The 19,185-nt window shown below is 44.6% G+C and carries 19 protein-coding genes; 1 reads left to right on the forward strand and 18 read right to left on the reverse strand.

Annotated features, from left to right (window positions below; all coding sequences use genetic code 11):
* The 14 genes from MWG72_RS08830 to mazG form a co-directional block, all read right to left on the reverse strand.
* Positions 1 to 744: a hypothetical protein gene (locus MWG72_RS08830; RefSeq protein ID WP_247143805.1), complete on the reverse strand. Its 744-nt coding sequence runs from the start codon at positions 742 to 744 to the stop codon at positions 1 to 3.
* Positions 745 to 782: 38 nt separating this feature from the next.
* Positions 783 to 1,505 (reverse strand): hypothetical protein, encoded by a 723-nt coding sequence (locus MWG72_RS08835; protein WP_004647484.1) that lies wholly within the window; start codon positions 1,503 to 1,505, stop codon positions 783 to 785.
* A gap of 128 nt (positions 1,506 to 1,633) precedes the next feature.
* The gene (locus tag MWG72_RS08840) at positions 1,634 to 2,560 is read right to left on the reverse strand and encodes a branched-chain amino acid transaminase (protein ID WP_004278329.1); all 927 of its coding nucleotides are present in this window, start codon (positions 2,558 to 2,560) and stop codon (positions 1,634 to 1,636) included.
* Between the two features lie 24 nt (positions 2,561 to 2,584).
* Complete coding sequence (gene glnE / locus MWG72_RS08845; RefSeq protein WP_247143806.1) at positions 2,585 to 5,335, reverse strand: bifunctional [glutamate--ammonia ligase]-adenylyl-L-tyrosine phosphorylase/[glutamate--ammonia-ligase] adenylyltransferase; 2,751 nt, start codon at positions 5,333 to 5,335, stop codon at positions 2,585 to 2,587.
* Between the two features lie 86 nt (positions 5,336 to 5,421).
* The gene (locus tag MWG72_RS08850; RefSeq protein ID WP_247143807.1) at positions 5,422 to 6,690 is read right to left on the reverse strand and encodes a sensor histidine kinase; all 1,269 of its coding nucleotides are present in this window, start codon (positions 6,688 to 6,690) and stop codon (positions 5,422 to 5,424) included.
* Positions 6,691 to 7,404: 714 nt separating this feature from the next.
* Positions 7,405 to 7,938 (reverse strand): ribosome biogenesis factor YjgA, encoded by a 534-nt coding sequence (gene yjgA, locus MWG72_RS08855; RefSeq protein WP_004278333.1) that lies wholly within the window; start codon positions 7,936 to 7,938, stop codon positions 7,405 to 7,407.
* A gap of 2 nt (positions 7,939 to 7,940) precedes the next feature.
* Complete coding sequence (locus MWG72_RS08860) at positions 7,941 to 8,210, reverse strand: HPr family phosphocarrier protein (protein WP_034438008.1); 270 nt, start codon at positions 8,208 to 8,210, stop codon at positions 7,941 to 7,943.
* Positions 8,207 to 9,058, reverse strand: coding sequence for an RNase adapter RapZ (rapZ, locus tag MWG72_RS08865; protein WP_004278335.1), 852 nt, complete (start codon positions 9,056 to 9,058; stop codon positions 8,207 to 8,209). The genes MWG72_RS08860 and rapZ overlap by 4 nt, the downstream gene beginning before the upstream one ends.
* An 18-nt stretch (positions 9,059 to 9,076) precedes the next feature.
* Entirely contained in the window at positions 9,077 to 9,925 is an 849-nt protein-coding gene (panC, locus tag MWG72_RS08870) for a pantoate--beta-alanine ligase (RefSeq protein WP_005107864.1), read from the reverse strand.
* Between the two features lies 1 nt (position 9,926).
* A complete protein-coding gene (panB, locus tag MWG72_RS08875; protein ID WP_247143808.1) occupies positions 9,927 to 10,736 on the reverse strand; it encodes a 3-methyl-2-oxobutanoate hydroxymethyltransferase in 810 nt (269 codons plus the stop codon).
* Positions 10,737 to 10,789: 53 nt separating this feature from the next.
* Positions 10,790 to 11,275, reverse strand: a complete 486-nt coding sequence (gene folK, locus MWG72_RS08880) for a 2-amino-4-hydroxy-6-hydroxymethyldihydropteridine diphosphokinase (RefSeq protein ID WP_005245998.1) — start codon at positions 11,273 to 11,275, stop codon at positions 10,790 to 10,792.
* Positions 11,272 to 12,744: a polynucleotide adenylyltransferase PcnB gene (pcnB, locus tag MWG72_RS08885; RefSeq protein ID WP_005245997.1), complete on the reverse strand. Its 1,473-nt coding sequence runs from the start codon at positions 12,742 to 12,744 to the stop codon at positions 11,272 to 11,274. The genes folK and pcnB overlap by 4 nt, the downstream gene beginning before the upstream one ends.
* Before the next feature lie 136 nt (positions 12,745 to 12,880).
* A complete protein-coding gene (locus MWG72_RS08890; protein ID WP_148334714.1) occupies positions 12,881 to 13,303 on the reverse strand; it encodes a ComEA family DNA-binding protein in 423 nt (140 codons plus the stop codon).
* Positions 13,263 to 14,075 carry a nucleoside triphosphate pyrophosphohydrolase gene (mazG, locus tag MWG72_RS08895; RefSeq protein ID WP_247143810.1) on the reverse strand — a complete coding sequence of 271 codons (813 nt, stop codon included), beginning with the start codon at positions 14,073 to 14,075 and terminating at the stop codon, positions 13,263 to 13,265. The genes MWG72_RS08890 and mazG overlap by 41 nt, the downstream gene beginning before the upstream one ends.
* A gap of 90 nt (positions 14,076 to 14,165) precedes the next feature.
* On the opposite strand from mazG, the gene MWG72_RS08900 reads away from it, so the two are divergent.
* Entirely contained in the window at positions 14,166 to 14,936 is a 771-nt protein-coding gene (locus tag MWG72_RS08900) for an SDR family oxidoreductase (protein ID WP_247143813.1), read from the forward strand.
* Between the two features lie 22 nt (positions 14,937 to 14,958).
* Here the strand turns inward: MWG72_RS08900 and MWG72_RS08905 are convergent, their stop codons facing one another.
* The 4 genes from MWG72_RS08905 to MWG72_RS08920 all read right to left on the reverse strand — a co-directional run bounded on the left by MWG72_RS08905 (position 14,959) and on the right by MWG72_RS08920 (position 19,163).
* Positions 14,959 to 15,603, reverse strand: coding sequence for a 4'-phosphopantetheinyl transferase family protein (locus tag MWG72_RS08905; protein WP_085064515.1), 645 nt, complete (start codon positions 15,601 to 15,603; stop codon positions 14,959 to 14,961).
* 139 nt (positions 15,604 to 15,742) lie between these two features.
* Entirely contained in the window at positions 15,743 to 17,152 is a 1,410-nt protein-coding gene (gene der, locus MWG72_RS08910) for a ribosome biogenesis GTPase Der (protein ID WP_004278348.1), read from the reverse strand.
* Between the two features lie 167 nt (positions 17,153 to 17,319).
* Positions 17,320 to 18,468: an outer membrane protein assembly factor BamB gene (gene bamB, locus MWG72_RS08915; protein WP_247143814.1), complete on the reverse strand. Its 1,149-nt coding sequence runs from the start codon at positions 18,466 to 18,468 to the stop codon at positions 17,320 to 17,322.
* Positions 18,465 to 19,163 (reverse strand): YfgM family protein, encoded by a 699-nt coding sequence (locus MWG72_RS08920; protein ID WP_247143816.1) that lies wholly within the window; start codon positions 19,161 to 19,163, stop codon positions 18,465 to 18,467. Before MWG72_RS08920 ends, bamB begins: the two co-directional genes overlap by 4 nt.
* Positions 19,164 to 19,185 lie beyond the last annotated feature (22 nt).

The raw sequence follows: 19,185 nt of genomic DNA on the forward strand, positions 1-19,185 counted from the left end.
TTACCACCATCTCGTCTTTTCACGAGTATGACGCTGTTTAAAACGTGAATAAACATTCTCATTCTGCTCAAGTTGAAGACGGTCAAAAATTTCTATCACGATTTGACCAAGCTCATGAGCTTTACACACTTGTTCTAGTCGCCAGCGCATATTACGTAAAGTATCATCTGTTCCAACTGCAAATGCAGAAGTACCATCAAATAAGGCATAGCGCTGTTGTTGTAATAACTGCTGATGCTCCTGATTTACAGTTAAAGACTGATCACACAAAAAACGTTCTGTTTCCTGTAACTTAAGCGTATTAATCAATACCACTGCATTCATCAGAATGGCTTTTAGAGTTACGTCTTCATCAAAATCAATAAAAGTATCACAGGCTGAAATCAGCCAGCGTATATTCAATGACTGTACAAGAAAATTTCGTTCAGCCATCCATAATGCTTTAAATTTCGCATAATTATTCTGGACATCAACTTCGCGACGAATCAGAACAATTAAACTGGCATGATAGTGATTCAGTGCAGACTGACCGACAAACTCCTGTTCAAGCTGCTCAATATGTTCATTTAAATCTTTAGCTGAACCATGGGTATAGCAAGCTTCTTTACCATCAATAATCTGATTTTTAAGTGCATCTAGATCTACATCATTAAACTGAGCATAGACCTTATCTGCCCCAAATCGACGTTGATGGCGACTAAATGAAAACCATTGTTCGAACTTACTTTTCTTTCTTACCGGCATTTGAAATTAAATCTCTTTCAATTTCTCATTGATTCAGCTTACTGCCAAGCATCCTTGATCCACTGCGATGGCAACACATAACGGTACCATTTCCCACCACCACCATTGACTGCATCAGGTGGATTAATCTCCCCATGAAACACAATAATTTTAGCGCCTTCAGGTTTCACAGGGGGCTTAAAGTAAGCCATCGGGATTTTTTGCAGGCAATGATACTTATAGCTCTTGCACCAACTTTCTGGCCAATAGGTCTGTTTACCTTCACGGTCTACATACCAAGACAAATAGGCTTGCTCATTACGGAATTTTTTACGGATTTCATCAAAGTTTTCACGGAAATAAGGTAACAGACCTGGGAAAGCACCCAGTTTAAACCGGTAAACCGAACTGTTACCGGTAATACGCCACGGCCGTTTCCAGTCATGGATAATCAGAAAGTCGCCCGGATAGGTAAAGAACTCATCGATATTATCGACAATCACTACATCAAGATCGAGAAATAATGCATTGCCTTCCAAACCATACAGATCAGGCTCAAAAGTAGATAGCTTGTTCCAGCCACGCTCAGGCGCACCTTCAGGCAATGCCAAAGGTGGAATAGGGAAACATTGTACTGCAGGATCAATGCCTTCAGTACGATCCGTCAGACAGACCATTTTAAAGTCGACTGTCGTATGTCGTTTAACCATATTGTATAAACGATTGACGTATTCCGAACCGTATTTGGTTCCCCATTTCATACAAATAACGATGTTACTCATTGCGTATGCCTAAGCTCATCTTAAAATCTTCTTGATGGTGAATATGATGACATAAGTTCAGCAGAATAAGTACATCCGTTAAAAAAAACCTCTCAAATGAGAGGTTTTTTCAATCAGTAAACTCTTAATTACTTCACATACGTTAACCAGTGTGCATATTTCGGGTCTTTGCCCTGAACTGCATCAAAATATGCTTTCTGGATTTGTGTGGTGATTGGACCACGCACACCTTCACCAATTTGACGATCATCGTATTCACGGATTGGTGTTACTTCTGCAGCAGTACCGGTAAAGAATGCTTCATCTGCGATGTAGAACTCATCACGGGTAATACGGCGTTCAATTACGTCATAACCCAGGTCTTTAGCAATGGTAATAATGGTTTGGCGAGTGATACCATCCAGCGCACCACCTGCGATGTCAGGCGTATGAATCACGCCATCACGCACCAAAAATACGTTTTCGCCTGAACCTTGGCATACATAGCCTTGTGGATCAAGCAGCATCGCTTCGTCATAACCTGAATGCGCTACTTCCTGATGCGCAAGAATCGACAAAGTGTAGTTACCTGAGGCTTTGGCCTTACACATAGTCACGTTCGGATGATGGTGAGTAAATGAAGAAGTTTTTACGCGAATACCCTTCGCCATTGCTTCTTCACCGAGATAAGCACCCCAGCTCCATGCCGCAACTACGGCATGAATGGTATTGTCAGTTGCAGCGATACCGAGTTTTTCAGAACCAATAAAAATAATTGGACGTAAATAGCAAGACGCTAATTTGTTTTCACGAACAACATCAATTTGAGCCTGTTCTAATGCCGCTTGATCAAATGGAACTTTCATTTGATAAATTTTTGCAGAATTCAACAAACGCTTCGTATGTTCTTTTAGACGGAAAATAGCCGTTCCATTCGGGGTTTCATAAGCACGGACGCCTTCAAATACACCCATGCTGTAATGCAAAGTATGTGTTAATACGTGAGTTTTTGCCTCACGCCAGTCAACTAGTTGTCCATCTTGCCAAATGAAACCATCACGATCAGCCAAATTCATGCCACAAACTCCAATTTCTCACAATTATTCACTATCCAGTGCAAAGTCTGCACTTGGATCAATCAGTCTTTGCCATAACTTGCAAACGGTCATTCGGGTATCGTGCCAGTCGCTTGCAGACACTTGCATGGATTGATTTGCAAGGGCTAAGCGATGGCTCTCGGCGCGTTCACGGAGATAAGCTTGAATCAGAGCAGTCGCATCGTTGCTGGATAAGCAACCTGATTTTGCGGCATCCTCAAGAATTCGTACATTGTCGGAGAAATGGGCGAGATCTTTATTCGTCCCACTCCAAGCCAACACCGCATACTGTGCCATAAATTCGATGTCTACGATACCACCTGCATCTTGTTTTAAATGAAAAATACCATCTTTTTTTTGATCGGCGGAAGAACCCAGATGCTCCTTCATTTTCTGACGCATTTTCAGTACTTCTGCCCGCACATAATTTTCATCACGGGGTTGAATCAAAATATCCCGGCGCAAGACTTCAAACTTTTTCCGCAAGCTCATTTCACCCGCAATTGGACGGGCTCGCACCAAGGCCTGATGCTCCCATAACCAGGCGCTCTTGAACTGATATTGTTCAAAGGCTTTTAAACTGGTCACTAAAAGCCCAGCTTCGCCCGATGGACGCAAGCGGGTATCGACCTCATATACACGTCCATCCAGAGTTTGCGTGGTCATCAGTGACATGAATTTTTGTGCCACGCGCATGGCAAACTCAAAGCCACTGATCGGCTTGAGTCCATCTGTATCGGCCTGTTCACCCATGTAGTGAATAAACACCAGATCCAGATCCGAACCATAACCCAGTTCAATTCCACCGACTTTACCATAACCAATGACTGCAAAAGCCGTATGCTCAACTGAACAGCGCTGCCCTTCAGCATCCAGTGGAAAACCATGCTTTTTCGCAACAATCTGATAAGCCAGATGCAGCGCTGCATTCACCGATACTTCAGCAATATCGGTCAAAGCATCGGAAACTTTCATCAGCGGGCTTTCTGCCAGCACATCACTGGCGGCAACAGCCAGGACATTGGACTTTTTAAACAGGCGCAAGACCCGCATCTGGTCTTCGACCTGATCAATTTCAATCCGTAAAAGTTGCTGGCGCAAGGAATCTTCCAGATCCTGACGTTTTGGCAATTCAAAATCCATCGACAGGAATTCATCCAGTAGCACCGGATAATGGGTCAGTTCTTCACAAATCCAGGGGCTGACCGTGGCCATCTTCACCAGTCGCTGCAACGCCCCTTTACTCTCGATTAACATCACCAGATATACCGTACGGCGCATCACTGATTCGACTAAGGGCATTAAGCGCACCAACGCCACCTGAGGATCATCTGACTGTAAAACTGCTTCGATTAAATGCGGCCAGAAGGTTTTTAAACGCTGCACTGCTTTGGCTGGTAATTTTTTTAAGGCATGCCCATTCCAGAACTCATAAACGAGATTTTTCGCATTCTCATCCAACACTTCTTTGAGTTTTTTTTCCAGCTGTGAAAAACTTTCAACCAGGGTATCTGGACCATTTTCCTTGATTAAATGGTCAAACTGATACATCACTTTGTCACGCTTTTCATTGAGATATGCCATAAAGCTTTCCCAATCAGCAAAACCAAGTGTGTCCGTCATCCGTGCCCTTAACTCTGGCTCTGTCGGTAGTAATTGCGTTTGCTGATCATTCAGTGCCTGAATCGCGTGTTCGACCCGGCGCAGGAACAGATAGGCATCTTCCAGATCCTGCACCGCCTGTTCATCCAGTAACTCGGTATCATCCAGATGATTCAGATTTACCAGACACTGCCGATCCTGCAATTCAAGCTTGGCTCCACCATAAATCAGCTGAAACACCTGCACGATAAATTCGACTTCGCGAATGCCACCGGCTCCGAGCTTGATATCATCTTCTATATTCCGGCGTTGTACTTCACGCTCGATCATGGCTTTCATTTCGCGCATGGCTTCAAAAGCGCTGTAATCGACGTACTTGCGGAATACAAATGGACGAGTCATCTCCAGCAGCTCATCGCCTTCCAGGCTTGGATTGACAATCCGTGCTTTAATCCAGGCATAACGCTCCCATTCACGCCCATGCTGGCTCAGATATTTTTCCAAGGCCGCGTGGCTAATGGCCAGCGCTGAACCATCGCCCCAGGGACGCAGGCGCATATCCACCCGGAATACAAAACCATCCGCCGTGATCTGATCCAGCAAATGAATCAATTTTTGTCCCCAAAGGATGCAAAACTGCTGCACATCAATACATTTGCGTCCATCGGTTTCACCCTGCTCATCGAAGGCAAAAATCAGGTCGATATCACTAGAAAGATTGAGTTCTTGGGCGCCGAGTTTCCCCATGGCAATGACAATCAGATCCTGGACTTTTCCGTTATAGCCAATTGGCTGGCCATACTTGGCAGCCACTGGAATACGGGCAAAATCTTTCGCCGCACAGATGCAGGCATCGGCAAAATCGGAGAGCTCTTGGGTGAGAGTAATGACATCGGTGAGTTGATTGGCATCCTGCCAGATCCAGCGAAACATCAAACGAGCCCGCAGAATACGCATTGCGCGCATCCACGTTGCTTCATCGCTTATATTCAGGATGCAATGCTGCACCAGCTGATCAATATATTCCCGACTGAGTGAGCCTTGAAACTGGTCAATTGCATAATCCTGTTCCAGTAAACTCTGGTGATTGGCCAATACCTGTTCGGCATATTGGCTGGCTCTTAAGGTTTTCTGCAATTGTGCCGCATTCATCACTCAACTCTTCCCCTGAAACATTCTGCTTAGTTATAGCAGGAGTTTTGTCTCAGTGGGAATGTTTTAGTTTGAAATTTACTTCTTTAAGATTGCTCGATATGTACATCTTCAAGCACCAGTGCCTGATGATCATTGGTGACCATCGGTAAATGTACCGTAAAGGTCGTACCTCGACCCTCTTTGGAATCCACAGCAATTTGACCATGGTTCAGGTCAATAAAGCGCTTGCAGAGTACCAGCCCCAAACCTGCCCCTTTCTCTTCAGCTGTGCCTCTGACACTCACACCCAAAGTCGGTTTAAACAGATTCTGCATCTGCTCTTCAGTCATGCCCAAGCCAGTATCCTGAATCGTAATCTTGACCTGCTCGCCTTCCATTTCTGCAGCTAAAATCACTTTACCGCCTTGATTCACCGGGGTGAATTTAAGCGCATTCGACACCAGGTTCTGCAAGACAGAGGTAATCATGTTGATATCCGCATGTACCTTGATGTCTTCAGGAATATTATCAACCAGTTCAATTTTTTTATTTAAGGCCAGACTTTTCAGCACACTGCACACAATATTACTGGATTGTTTCAATTCATAATTGATCGGATGATAAACAAAGCGTCCACCCTCTGCCATCGCCCAAGTCAACAGGCTTTCCAGCAGGTTATAGGTCGATTGTGCATTATCATATAAATAATCCGCAATACTCTGAATACTAGATTCATCCAGTGTGTCACGTTCCTGCGCTAGCACTTCGGAAAAGCCGAGCAAGCCGTGAAACGGTGCACGCAGATCATGCGCAATAATCTGGAAAAATTTGGTTTTACTGAAATTTTGTGCGCATTGCTGCTCGTATAATTCTTTCAGTTCAGTATGTTCTTGATTGAGCTGAATTCGAATCACTAAACTTTCAGCAAATTGTTTAATAGTGGCAATATCGTCCTGATCAAACAGTTCGGTCTGATCATCAAAGAAAACGGTCTGTCCAAAAGACACACCGCTACTTGATTTTAAATTAAAGGCGACTAATCTCTGATGCGCTACACCGAGATCTTTCACATAATTTGACAGTTCTGTATAAGCAGGATGCGTCTGATCTATGACCTCTGCCTGTTGCAGATATGTAGGCAGATTCACGTTCTGCGGGGCGTGCAAGGCCCGGAAACCGCGCGGACAGCTGTACCAGATATACGGTTCCGTGTGGAAGCCGATAATGCTGGTTTTAACGTTTAAAACTTTACGGGCGATCTTACAAAAGGTGTCTAATAGGTTATTGGAGGTATAGACACCTAAAATGAGAGATATACGGCACGAGCTTAATAGCTCCGTATTCTGACCGACCTCTAGCAGTTTTAGTTCCATGTCTGCCTCTCTGAATGTTTATGGAATAAAGAAAACACAGCCGACCAAATTCATACAATCAATAACAAAGATTCTATATTTACTCAACGATGAAAACCCACCTCTAGGTTAAAGGATTTGTTAACCTGTTTCTATCCAGATACATTCTTAACTGCAAGGTACTGATATTTAATTGATTAAGAATAACTTGAAAATTTACTATTCTAAAAAAACCTACATAAGTATTTGAAATTAATATATCTCACCTAAAATAAGTATCTTTATTTGTATTTACTGTAACACAGTACTGAATAAAAAATACCCACCATCGCTTTTTACACTATTTAAAGTAAAAGCTAATGATTTTTCAACTATATAGTTTGACCTTATGATTAAAAACAGATTTTATATCAGGCTTCATCTACCTAATAATGCTCAGAATTAATTTTTAATTTTTTAAAATATCTTAACAATTCTAATGTAAGAAATATTTTAAATATCAGCATTTCAACTAAAAACAGACCCAAAAAACCACTGAGGATTGTAAAGAACTTACATTCATTAACAAATTAATTATGAAAATTTTGTGTTTTTTATCCTCAGTGCAGTTTTAGAAGCTGGAATAGAAATATTAAAATAGATCACTTATAGGCTATGCATGTCTACGTCAAACCAATCGGCTCAGAATAGCTATAAAAAAAGCGGCCTAAAAAGACCGCCTTTTTATATGGCTGCTTAATTGTCAGAAATCAATGCCACTTGCTGTACATAGTTAAACAGCTTTAATTTAGAAGCATTCACTTCTTCTTCAGGTGCTTGATTCTTTAAATCACGGTGTACCCGAAGATAATGTTGACGTAAGGTATGACGCTCTGTCGCATTATAGGTTTTGGTAAATTCATTGATGGCTGGATCACCATCTTTAACAATTCGATCCACCCAACGCTGTAATTGAGCTGTCTTTTTAAGACCTTGTTTGGGTGTTAAATAAGACAAAATCACCGTTTCATTTTCATTACGTAATAATTTACCAATCCGTGAAAATTGACGACGACGTGCTTCATGTGAACTAATTGCCTGCACATCAAGCAAGGCGTCAATCAAACGCTCATCTACGGGTAGGTTTTTAATTTGTTTAGCGCTCAGCTCTGCAAGCTGCGCACCCAAAGCAGCCATACGCTGGACTGCTTTTTTCTGTTCGGTCTTACTTGCGCGTCCCTCTAAAGAATCAAAATCTTCTTCAGTTAAACTGTTCGGTCGACGTGCCACGATTAATCTGCCTCATAAAATTTTGCTGCAAATAGTGCCTGAATTTCAGATAAGGCTTTGTCCTCGTCTGCTCCTTCAATCACCAAGCGTAAAGTTGTTCCTTTGCCCGCACCGAGCATCAGCAAGGACATGATATTTTTTGCATCTACCAGTTTATCCGCTTTGCCAATCTGGATACTGGAACGAAATTTGGTGGTAACTTCTATCAGTTTACCAGATGCGCGTGCATGTAAACCCAGTTTATTAATTACGTCAACTGTCGTATCAATCATGACCAGTGCTTCATTTCTCGATGGAGGACTTGAATAGACCATTTTGCCTCAAGGGCTTTTTTTAGTCTATCCACAATATAAACAGAACGATGTTGACCACCGGTACAGCCAATCGACACGGTCATATAATGACGATGCCCTTCGGCAAAGGTCGGCAACCACTTGTCCAGAAAATGATACAGATCATTGAACATATCCTCGACCTGATCGCTCTTTTGTAAAAACGCCTGCACCGGCTGATCTAGCCCTGAAAATTTGCGCAGTTCCAGTTCCCAATGCGGATTCGGCAAATGCCGGACATCAAAGACATAATCGGCATCCAGTGGAATGCCATGCTTATAACCAAAGGATTGCAGAATCAGGATCAGGTTATCGGCCTGTCCAAGCTTGGACAACAAGGTATGTTTCAGATCATGCACACTTTTATCGGTGGTATCGATATGTACCGTAGAACGCAACTGAATCGGCATCAACAGGATTTTTTCTTCCTGTATACACTGATTCAGACTTTTAAAGCGTGACGCCAGAGGATGCGGCCGACGCGAAGCACTAAAGCGGGCAATCAGCTCCTGATCCTGCGTGGTCAGATAGATAATATCGACCGAACCATGCTGTTGCAGTTGCTCAAATACATGATCAAATTCTTGTAAATCTGCCCGGGTACTGCGCACATCGACGCCCAGTGCCAACTGTTCCAGATTGTTTTCGCTGTCCAGTTTTGCCACAATTTCGGGAAGCAATGCCAAAGGCAAATTATCAATACAGTAATAACCCAGATCTTCAAGCACCTGTAATGCAGATGATTTACCCGAACCAGATTGTCCTGTGACAATTAAAATGCGCTTCATGCATGCTACCCTTTCATCTTAGCCGGCAGTGTATTTAACCTGCAGGTTATCGATCAGACGTGTATTCCCCAGCTTTGCAGCTATAAATAACACAAGATCTTGATTAAACGTATGAATTTTTTGTAATTCTGGCGTGCGGGCTTCAACATAATCAACAACGAAACCGGCATCGGTTAGGCTCTGACGAATTTCGGCCAATACCGTATCCAGTTCCACGCCTGCATGTAATTGCTGTTCAGCCCGTTGCAAGCTTTGATAAATGACCGGTGCGATTGCACGATGCTCTTCGCTTAAATAACCATTGCGCGAACTTAAAGCCAGGCCATCTTCTGCACGGGCAATCGGTACACCAATCACTTCCAGTGGAATATTCAGGTCTTGTACAAACTGACGAATCACCGCCAATTGCTGATAATCTTTCTGGCCAAAGAAGGCGTAATTCGGCTGTACGATATTAAACAATTTAGTGACCACCACCGCCACACCATCAAAATGGCCGGGACGCTGCAAACCGCATAAATCATTGGTAATGTCAGAGACACTGATATTGGTCAGACGCGGTTTTTTGCCATACATTTGCTCAACCGTCGGCGCAAACACGATGTCACAACCAACTTCAGCCAATAGTTGTTGATCCTGTTCAAGCGTGCGCGGATAGCTGTCAAAATCTTCATTGGGCCCAAACTGAATCGGATTGACAAAGATACTGACCACCACCACATCACACAACTTACGTGCTTCACGCACCAGATTTAAATGTCCCTGATGCAGATTGCCCATGGTCGGTACAAAACCGATAATCTTGCGACTGGTACGCGCCGGATTTAATGATGCCGCTAAGCCCTGAATGGTGGTTTCTGTTTTCATCTTACAATTCAACCTGAAAAGTTTGTTCTGGTGCCGGGAAAGATCCATCTAAAACTGCAGCATGGTAGGCTTTAAAAGCATCCAGAATGGCTGTCGCACCCGATTGTTCTTGCATAAAATTACGTACAAATTTTGCGGTATGTCCAAAAGTCAAACCGAGCATGTCCTGAACCACCAATACCTGACCATCTGTAGCTGCACCTGCACCAATGCCAATGACCGGAATCTGCGGAAACAGTTCGGTGATTTCCTGGCCAAGCTGTGCTGGTACGCATTCAAGTAGCAATAGTGCAGCACCCGCCTCGACCACTGCCTTACAGTCCGCAATGAGCTGATCGGCCGCTTCACGGGTACGGGCTTGCAGTTTATAACCGCCAAAGACATGTACCGACTGCGGCGTCAAACCCAAATGCACACACACCGGAATACCGTTACGGGTCAGCACTTGCACGGTTTCTGCCAACCATGCACCGCCTTCCATCTTGACCATTTGCGCGCCAGCCTGCATCACGATTTTCGAACTTTGCAAGGCATCATTCAAGGTAGCATAGCTCATAAATGGCAAGTCAGTCATGATAAAGGCATGCTGGTTACCACGGCGTACCGCAGCCGTATGATAGGCCATATCTGCAACCGTGACCGGCAAAGTCGAATCACGCCCCTGAATTGACATTCCCAGAGAATCGCCAATTAAAATGCTGTCCACTTCGGCAATTTCCATGGCTTTGGCCATACTGGCATCATAGCAAGTCAGACATGAAAATTTGCGTCCATCTGCTTTAAAGCGTCTTAAATCACTCAGACTGACCATGAAAATGTTCCTCTATGCTTGAAAATTCTGACGAAGCTACCATCACTTAAAAATTAAATATTTGCCCAGTTGCTGTCGTCGAGTACCGTGAGGGTCGACTGTTTGACGATGTCCAGGTCTTTTAATCTGTGTCCATGAACCTGTATTTCAGGATCAATATCCAGAAGTGGAATCAGGACAAAATCACGCTCTAATACCCCGACATGCGGCACAGTTAAGCGTTCATTGTGAATCTGTTCATTGCCGTAGATCAGCAAGTCCAGATCCAGTGTACGTTCGCCCCAATGACGTAAACGTACCCGACCTGCGTCCTGCTCAAAGGCTTGCAAACGATCCAGCAGGCTTAAAGCGGCCAGATCGGTATTTAACTGCACCACTGCATTCAGATAGTTCGGCTGATCCTGTGGTCCCATCGGTGGACTTTGATACAGATGCGAAGTTTTCACCTGCCCCAAGGTCGCCAGTTTCTGTACAGCTTCTGCCAGAATCTGGCGTGAATCGCCTAGGTTACTGCCTAGGCCAATATACGTCACGATCATTGTGTTGGTCCAAACACCACCTGGCTCAGATCACGTTTTACCCGCTTACGTTTCATAATCGGATGATCTGCGCCAATTTCACCGCTGGCACTGGCTGCCACATGCGACAGAGGTTTCGCCTTGTCTTCAAACTTGGCTTTACGCACACGACGATTGCGTGGTTCAGGTTCATTCACTAACGGCTCAATCTCAGCGAGATCTTGCTGTTGGGTCAGTTTCTGTTCCAGATGTTCTTCTTGACTCGCCTTGCGGCGGCTCTTGGCACGCTGACGGTTATACTGGCTAATGGCCCTTTCTTTCTCGTCACCGCTCATTTGCTGGTAAGCATCCCACCAGCTGCCCATGCCTTGGGCAGTCGCATCACCTGATTTTTCACGCAGCAGCAAAAAGTCAAAGCCGGCACGGAAACGCGCGTGGCTGGACAAAGCCTCGATTTGCTGTGGTTTTGGATTCAACAAACGGGTTTGCATTTCCCAGACTTCACGAATAAAGGTTTCCGCAAAGCGTGGAATAATAGTGCGAGTCGCCTGACGTTTTAACACATCCAGACCGGCTTGGGCACGGACTTCGGCCGCTACCACGCCTTTATTCAAATAAAATTCACAACGCTCGAGGAATGGCTGCCATAACAATACCGCATAGAAAAATGCCGGGTTGATGGTCTTGCCAATCGAAATACGCTGATCGGTATTTTTCGCAGCACGTTCCATAAACGGCGTAATTTCAGGCTTGATATCTGCAAATAACTGCTGCCAGATCCCGAAATCGATCAGCATGGGCAAGACACGATTCAGGTGTCCCATAGTGAACAGCTTCTGTGATTCATCATAAAGTCGATGTGGAGAAACATCACGCAGCAACTGGGTCATTTCCGGCGTAAAGACATCCAGAATCGCTTCATCAATATTAAAGTTCAGCTTGGCGGCAAAACGTAAGGTTCGCAGCATCCGCACCGGATCTTCTTCAAATCTTAAAGCCGGATCACCAAGTAAGCGTAAGGTTTTGCTGTGGATATCATCCACTGCATTACAGAAATCCAGCACAATACCTTTACGCGGCTGGTAGTACATTGCATTGATGGAGAAATCACGACGGGCAAAATCCTGCTCGATGCTGCCCCAGTTATTATCACGCAGAATCATCCCCGCGGCCGAGGTCACTGCTTTTTTTGGTGGGGCACGGAAGGTTGCCACTTCAACCAGTTCCCGCCCTGAATAGACATGCGCCAGTTCGAAACGTCGTCCGATAATCCGACAACGTCGTCCGAAAACTTCCTTGACCTGAGCCGGGGTGGCATTGGTGACTGCATCGAAATCTTTAGGATTCAAACCTAACATCAGATCTCGAACACCACCACCCACGATATAAGCTTCATAGCCTGCCTTGTTTAAGGCATCAATCACATCGAGAATATAAGAAGGTAATTGAGCGGTTGATAAACCACATTTTGACGCGCGCAAAGTTTGCAAAAGACGCTGTCTCCTACGTCTGAACGTAAAATTCTAAGATGACGCTAATCATATCGCTTACACGCCTAAAGGGCAATTTGATTATGTCAATCCTGCGAGTCAAATCAATCAGCTAGTCATGATCCATGCTGTCGCCTTACAAGGCCAGTTTGGCCTTGTTTTTGGCAAATAATGCCGGCCCAATGCCTTTGACCAGCTGGATCTCTTCAATGCTTTTGAATTTTCCGTTTTTTTGCCGATGTTCAATAATCGCTTCAGCCTTTTTTTGACCAATACCATTTAGCTGCTGTAATTGCTCCACAGTTGCATTATTCAAACTGATTTTATCAGCAGCAGAAGATGCCGATAATGCAGGCTTCGCCAGATAGTGATTGCTTTCTGATGAAGCCGTGGAGGCAGCTTTTTTCTTCAGGCGAGCGTCATGTTGCTGTTGCTGGGTCTTCCATTCCATATAATCGGTCGCAGTTGCATGCGCAGTCCCGATAGAAATAAAGCCCAGCCAGCAGCTCAGAAGGAGATTAATCCACGTCGGATCGATTCGATAAGGTATTTTTTTCATGTGCTGCTCTTTGTTTTAATTCTAATTTAGCCTGTTCCCAGAGCTGATCAAGTTCAGTTAGTGACAGCTTTTCCAGGTCTAATTGTTGTCGTTCTGCCTGATCTTCCATTAAGGCAAAGCGGGTCCGGAATTTATGGATCGTCCCCAATAATGCCATCTCGCTGGAGATGCCAAGTTTACGACCAACATTCACCAGAGAAAATAAGCAGTCGCCAAATTCTTCCTGTATTTCATCGGAATTTTGTCTGGCTACCGCTTCTTTTAATTCAGCCAGTTCTTCTTCCAGCTTGACATAAGCACCCGCCATGTCCGGAAAATCAAAACCAATTTTGGCGACATTTTTTTGAATTTCATCGGCCTGTACCAAAGCCGGTGCATGTTTAATCTGATCCAGGCGTGAACGCGGCTTACCCTGCTTTTCTTGCTGTTTGATTTCTTTCCATAACTCAGACACATCTTCTGGGCTGAGCTGCGCAAACTGTTCCGCCTGAAATACATGCGGATGACGGCGAACCAGTTTATCGGTAATGGCCTGCACCACATCCTGAAAATCGAAAGCCCCCTGCTCGCTGTACATTTGCGACTGGAACACCACCTGTAGCAGCAAATCACCTAGCTCATCGCGGACATCGTCGACTTTTCCAGAGCGGACTGCTGCTTCGACTTCATAAGCTTCCTCAATGGCATATTTGGTCAGAGATTCGGGGGTCTGCTGCTGATCCCATGGACATTTTTCACGTAATTCACGCATGACCTTGAGTAGTTGTTCCATATTCAAAAACCTCTTTTTTACCAAATAGTCGCGTCAATCTGCCAGTTTCTTGTTATGCTCAAAAAAAAAGACAATAAAGAGATCAGGCACATGCACAGTATATTGATTAGCGGTGCAGCACAAGGAATTGGTGCCGCGACGGCCACCCTATTTTACCAGCACGGCTACAAGGTGGGCATTTATGATGTTCAGGTGGAACAGGCAGAACAACTGGCCCAGCAACTGGGCGAACATGCCAAAGCCGGTTTTCTCGATGTAGCTGACTATGCTTCTTGGGAAACAGCTTTAGCCGAATTTTCAGCTTGGGCAGGTGAAATCAATATTCTGGTCAATAATGCCGGGATCCTATATTCAGGGCCTTTTGAAGATACTACCATTGCGGCACATCATCGGACTCTGGATATTAATGTCAAAGGGGTCATGAACGGCTGTCATGCCGCTTTCCCTTATTTAAAAGAATCTTCATTTGCCCGCATCATTAATCTATCTTCCGCTTCGGCGATTTATGGCCAGGCCGATTTAAGCAGTTATTCCACCAGCAAGTTTGCAGTGCGTGGCCTGACTGAAAGTCTGGATATTGAGTGGCAACCCTATGGGATTCGAGTCTTGGATGTCATGCCGCTTTTCGTCAGTACGGCCATGGTCAAAGATATGCAGGCAGAAAGCATCAAAAAGATGGGCGTGCATTTAAAAGCAGAAGATGTTGCACAAGATATTCTGAAACTGGCAGAACTCAAAGATTCCATCTGGCAAGCAACGCATCATCCGGTCGGATTCAAAAGCCAGTTTTTATTTCATTTGTCGCGGATGAGTCCACAATTTGTGAATCGGCTGAGTAATCTGCTCATTTCCAGAAAATAAAAAATATTGGAATTCATTCTATTTAGACAGTTTGATGAAGCTGAATCACGGGAAATCTCAACCCTTTGCAGGAATGCTCACTTTGCCAGGCCACGGTGAGCATGCAGCCAGCAAGCGTATAATTTTGATAGGCATAGACGCCAATCTCTGGATGTTCGCAGCGCCCGCCATTTTGCTCAGGATGGATATTGGTATTGAGTTCATTGAGGTTGATCCGGATTCCCAAGCCTGATGCCTTTAACACGGCCTCTTTGGTGGTCCAGACTTTAAACCAATATTCAGGGTCATAAGCCAGTGTTTGCCAAGTTTTGAGTTCTTCGGGATGAAAGGCATGTTGTGCCAAGGCTTCAAAACGGACTTTACGACTCAGTTCTTCAATATCAATTCCTAAGTTCTGAACTTGCTTGCTCGTTGCCAGAGCGTAGAAATTTTGACTATGACTATGATTAAAACTGAAATCCGGATAGTCATTTAAATAAGGCTTGCCAAAATTCGTCCGTACCACCTGTTGATCGCTAACTGGCAATTCAAAAGATTGGGATAAAAGCTGATTGCGCAAAAACGCCACTTCGCGTTTCCGTTCGGCAACCTGGGTTTTGCGGTCTGACAATTGATCATAAGTCAGATTAGAGAGTTGATGCAGATGTATTTGAATCAGCCGGGCCACGTGAATCCATTCAAAAAGACATAAACTAATGGGAGTGTAAAAGAATTTACACTTTTATTGGGAGAGAAATTCATTATTTTATCAAAACAAAAAGCCTGCTTTACGCAGGCTTTTTATCCGAAAAATTTAAACTATAGAATTAACGTTTAAATTTCTTCTCGGCTTTCTTGAACTTCTGTACATAACGACGTTTACGCGCAGCTGCACGCTCATCCACTTGAGACTTACGGCCTTCAAACGGGTTTTCAGAAGTTTTAAACTCGATTTTAATCGGTGTACCTTCAAGCTTGTACACTTTACGGAACACGTTTTCCAGGTAACGACGATAATCCGCAGGAGTTTTATCCACCTTGTTTCCGTGAATAACGATCGTTGGCGGATTTTGTCCACCCATATGCGCATAACGCATTTTAATACGACGACCCTGAACCATCGGCGGTTGGTGGGCATCTGTCGCATCATTTAAAATCTGGGTGATTTTTGCTGGTGATACTTTCAAACGAGATGAATCATAAGCACGGTGAATCGATGGATAAAGATCACCCACGCCCGTTCCATGCAATGCAGAAATCAAATGCACTTTGGCCCATGGAATAAAATCGAAGCGACGCTCTACATCAAGCTTACATTGCTTACGATCATATTCAGTCATGTTATCCCATTTATTGACTGCAATAACCATGGCACGACCCGCTTCAAGTGCATAGCCAATCAAATGCAAATCCTGCTCAACAATACCATCACGCGCATCGACTACAACCACAATTACGTTGGCATCTTTCATTGCCTGTAAAGTTTTAACAATCGAGAATTTCTCAATCATTTCATCGACTTTACCTTTACGGCGCACCCCGGCAGTATCAATCAGGGTGTATTGACGGCCATCACGCTCGAATGGAATATAAATCGAGTCACGTGTTGTACCCGGCTGATCAAATGCCACCACACGCTCTTCACCGAGCAAGCGGTTCACCAGCGTTGATTTACCTACGTTTGGACGACCAATAATCGCTAAACGCAGACCCGTGTTTTTGTCATGCTCTTCTGGATTTTCATCTTCCGGCACATCAGCAAGTACGTCTTCCAGCATCTGCTGAACACCACGACCATGGCTGGCTGCCACTTGTAACGGCTCGCCCATACCCAGTTTGTAGAATTCAACCAGGGCAGCTTCAGCATGTACGCCATCAACCTTGTTGGCCACCAGAAAGACTTTTTTGCCTAAAGTACGTAATTCACGTGCAATCTGTTCATCGGAAGCCAGTAGTCCGGCACGCGCATCAACCACAAAAATAATAATGTCGGCTTCATGAATGGCAGTCTTGGATTGCTCTGCCATGTAGGAGTCAATCCCACCTTCATTTTCGCCAATACCGCCAGTATCGACCACAATGAAAGATTTATTTTGATAGGTAGCATCGCCATATTTACGGTCGCGTGTCAGACCTGCGAAGTCTGCCACCAATGCGTCACGGCTCTTGGTAATCTGGTTGAACAGCGTTGATTTTCCGACGTTCGGACGACCAATGAGCGCAATTACGGGTTTCATAGAGTAACCTTTATTCAATATCAGGCGTCAAAGTGGCCTGAACATCAGAAAGCATAGGAAGATATAAGGGGGAAATACCCTAAATAAAAACACGGGGCATTGATTTTTCAATCACCCCGCGTTCACAAAATACGGTTGTGGCTAGTTTAGCATAAGGCTCGTTAAAATTAACGGTTCTGCCAAATGCTTAATGCGCCCTTGCGTGTAGAAACATAAAGCTGGTTGTCGATGACGCGTAAGCTACGCACCTCCCCAGAGGTTTTCGAACGACCAGTAATCTGTCCAGTACGCGGATCAATCAGGTGCAAGACACCATCCAGATCGCCGACTACAAGATCAGTACCCAGCATCACCGGATTACTTAACTTGCGATTCAACAGCTGGTCATTTTCCCAAAGCAGTTGACCCGAGGTAATCTCAAAGGCTTTGATTTTGCCATCGGTTTGCGCCACAAATACGCCATTGCCCACGACTTCTGGACGCTGGATACTGCTGGCATCTTCACTCCAGACCACCTGTTGTGAAGCTAAATCTAGCACAGTCACCTGACCTTGATAACTGGTAGTCACCACAAACTGGCCTGCAACGACCGGCTCCCCGTCAATATCAACCAGACGCTGGATATCAGAACGCCCATCCGACACTGCGACACGACGCTGTAATTTTGGCACACCGCTTAAGGCATCCAGTGCATAGATATAAGCATTGGAAGATGCAATCAGTACATTACGAGCATCTAATGCAACCGGTGCAGCCATGCCACGCAGGCTGAATTGTACATTAGGTAAGTTATAAGTCCAAACTTGCGCACCCGTCGCAATTTCATGCGCATATACGGTGCCGTCATTGCTCACGCTAATGACACGACCAGCATGAATTAATGAAGGTGCCAGTAAAGCACCCGTCAATTGCGCAGTCCATTTTTGCTCGCCGGTTTGCTGATCCAGCGCAAACAGTTGGCCTTTCTGGTTGCCAACGACAACAAGACCTTCAGCAGCTTCAACACCAGAACTTAAATTGTCTTTGCTGACTTTTTTCTGCCACAGACGCTGTTTGCCTTTAAATGCAGACACTTCGCCTTTCGGATCAATTGCAAAGACCACACCATTATCTGCATCCAGACGTAAACGCAACGGATCAGCAGCATCTGTCGAAGCCACACTGGTGGAAAATACAGGGACCAGGGTTTTGGCTTGAGTCAGTTTTGGAAGTGGATTCGGTTTTACTTCTGGAACTTTACTGGTTTTACCCGCACAGCCAGCCAATGCAAGCGTTAAAACAGTCAAGGCACAGGTAATTTTGTATTTTCTATTCATTCAGCTTCTTCCGCTTGTGTTTCTATAATTGGGCGTTCGATTTCCGGATCATCGACCAATACGCCTACGCTTTCGAGCTTAATTTGTAAAATCTGACGTTCTTCTTTACGTTCAATCAAAGCATCCCATGCACTTTGATATACTTTTTTAGCATTTTCAATATCATTTTTGGCAACATAGATATCGCCACGTGCTTCATCGGCAGTTGCTTTAAATGCAGGTTCAGTCACTGCTTCTAAAGTTTTCAATGCAGCATCATATTTTTTCTGTGCCAGTTGTGCATAGGCCAGACGAAGTTTAACCACCTGAACCAGGCCTTTATCATCTACTTTCGAGTTTTCAACTTTCTGTAGTGCTTTCTCGGCCGCAGCATAATCTTCTTTGTCATAAGCCAGTTTCGCCATGACTAACTGGGTTTGAATCGCCTGAGCTGAGTCAGGCGCTTCCTTGACAATTTTGTCCGCAGTTTCAGACAGCTTGGCAAAACCATCACCTTTCGATGCCTGTGCATCATCCATCAACTGCTGAACCTTGGCAGTGTGCATTTGCGACTCTGCCAAGTTTTTCTTCTGCCAATATTCCCATCCAAAAAAGGCAATCAGCGCAATTAAAATCCCAGTAATCATCGAAGAACCATATTTCTTCGTAAAGGATTTTAAGCTTTCAAACTGTTCATCACCACTCATTGCGCTCATGAGATTACCCTTTTCCTAATGT

The sequence above is a fragment of the Acinetobacter lwoffii genome, assembly GCF_022967985.1.
Taxonomy (GTDB): Bacteria; Pseudomonadota; Gammaproteobacteria; order Pseudomonadales; family Moraxellaceae; genus Acinetobacter.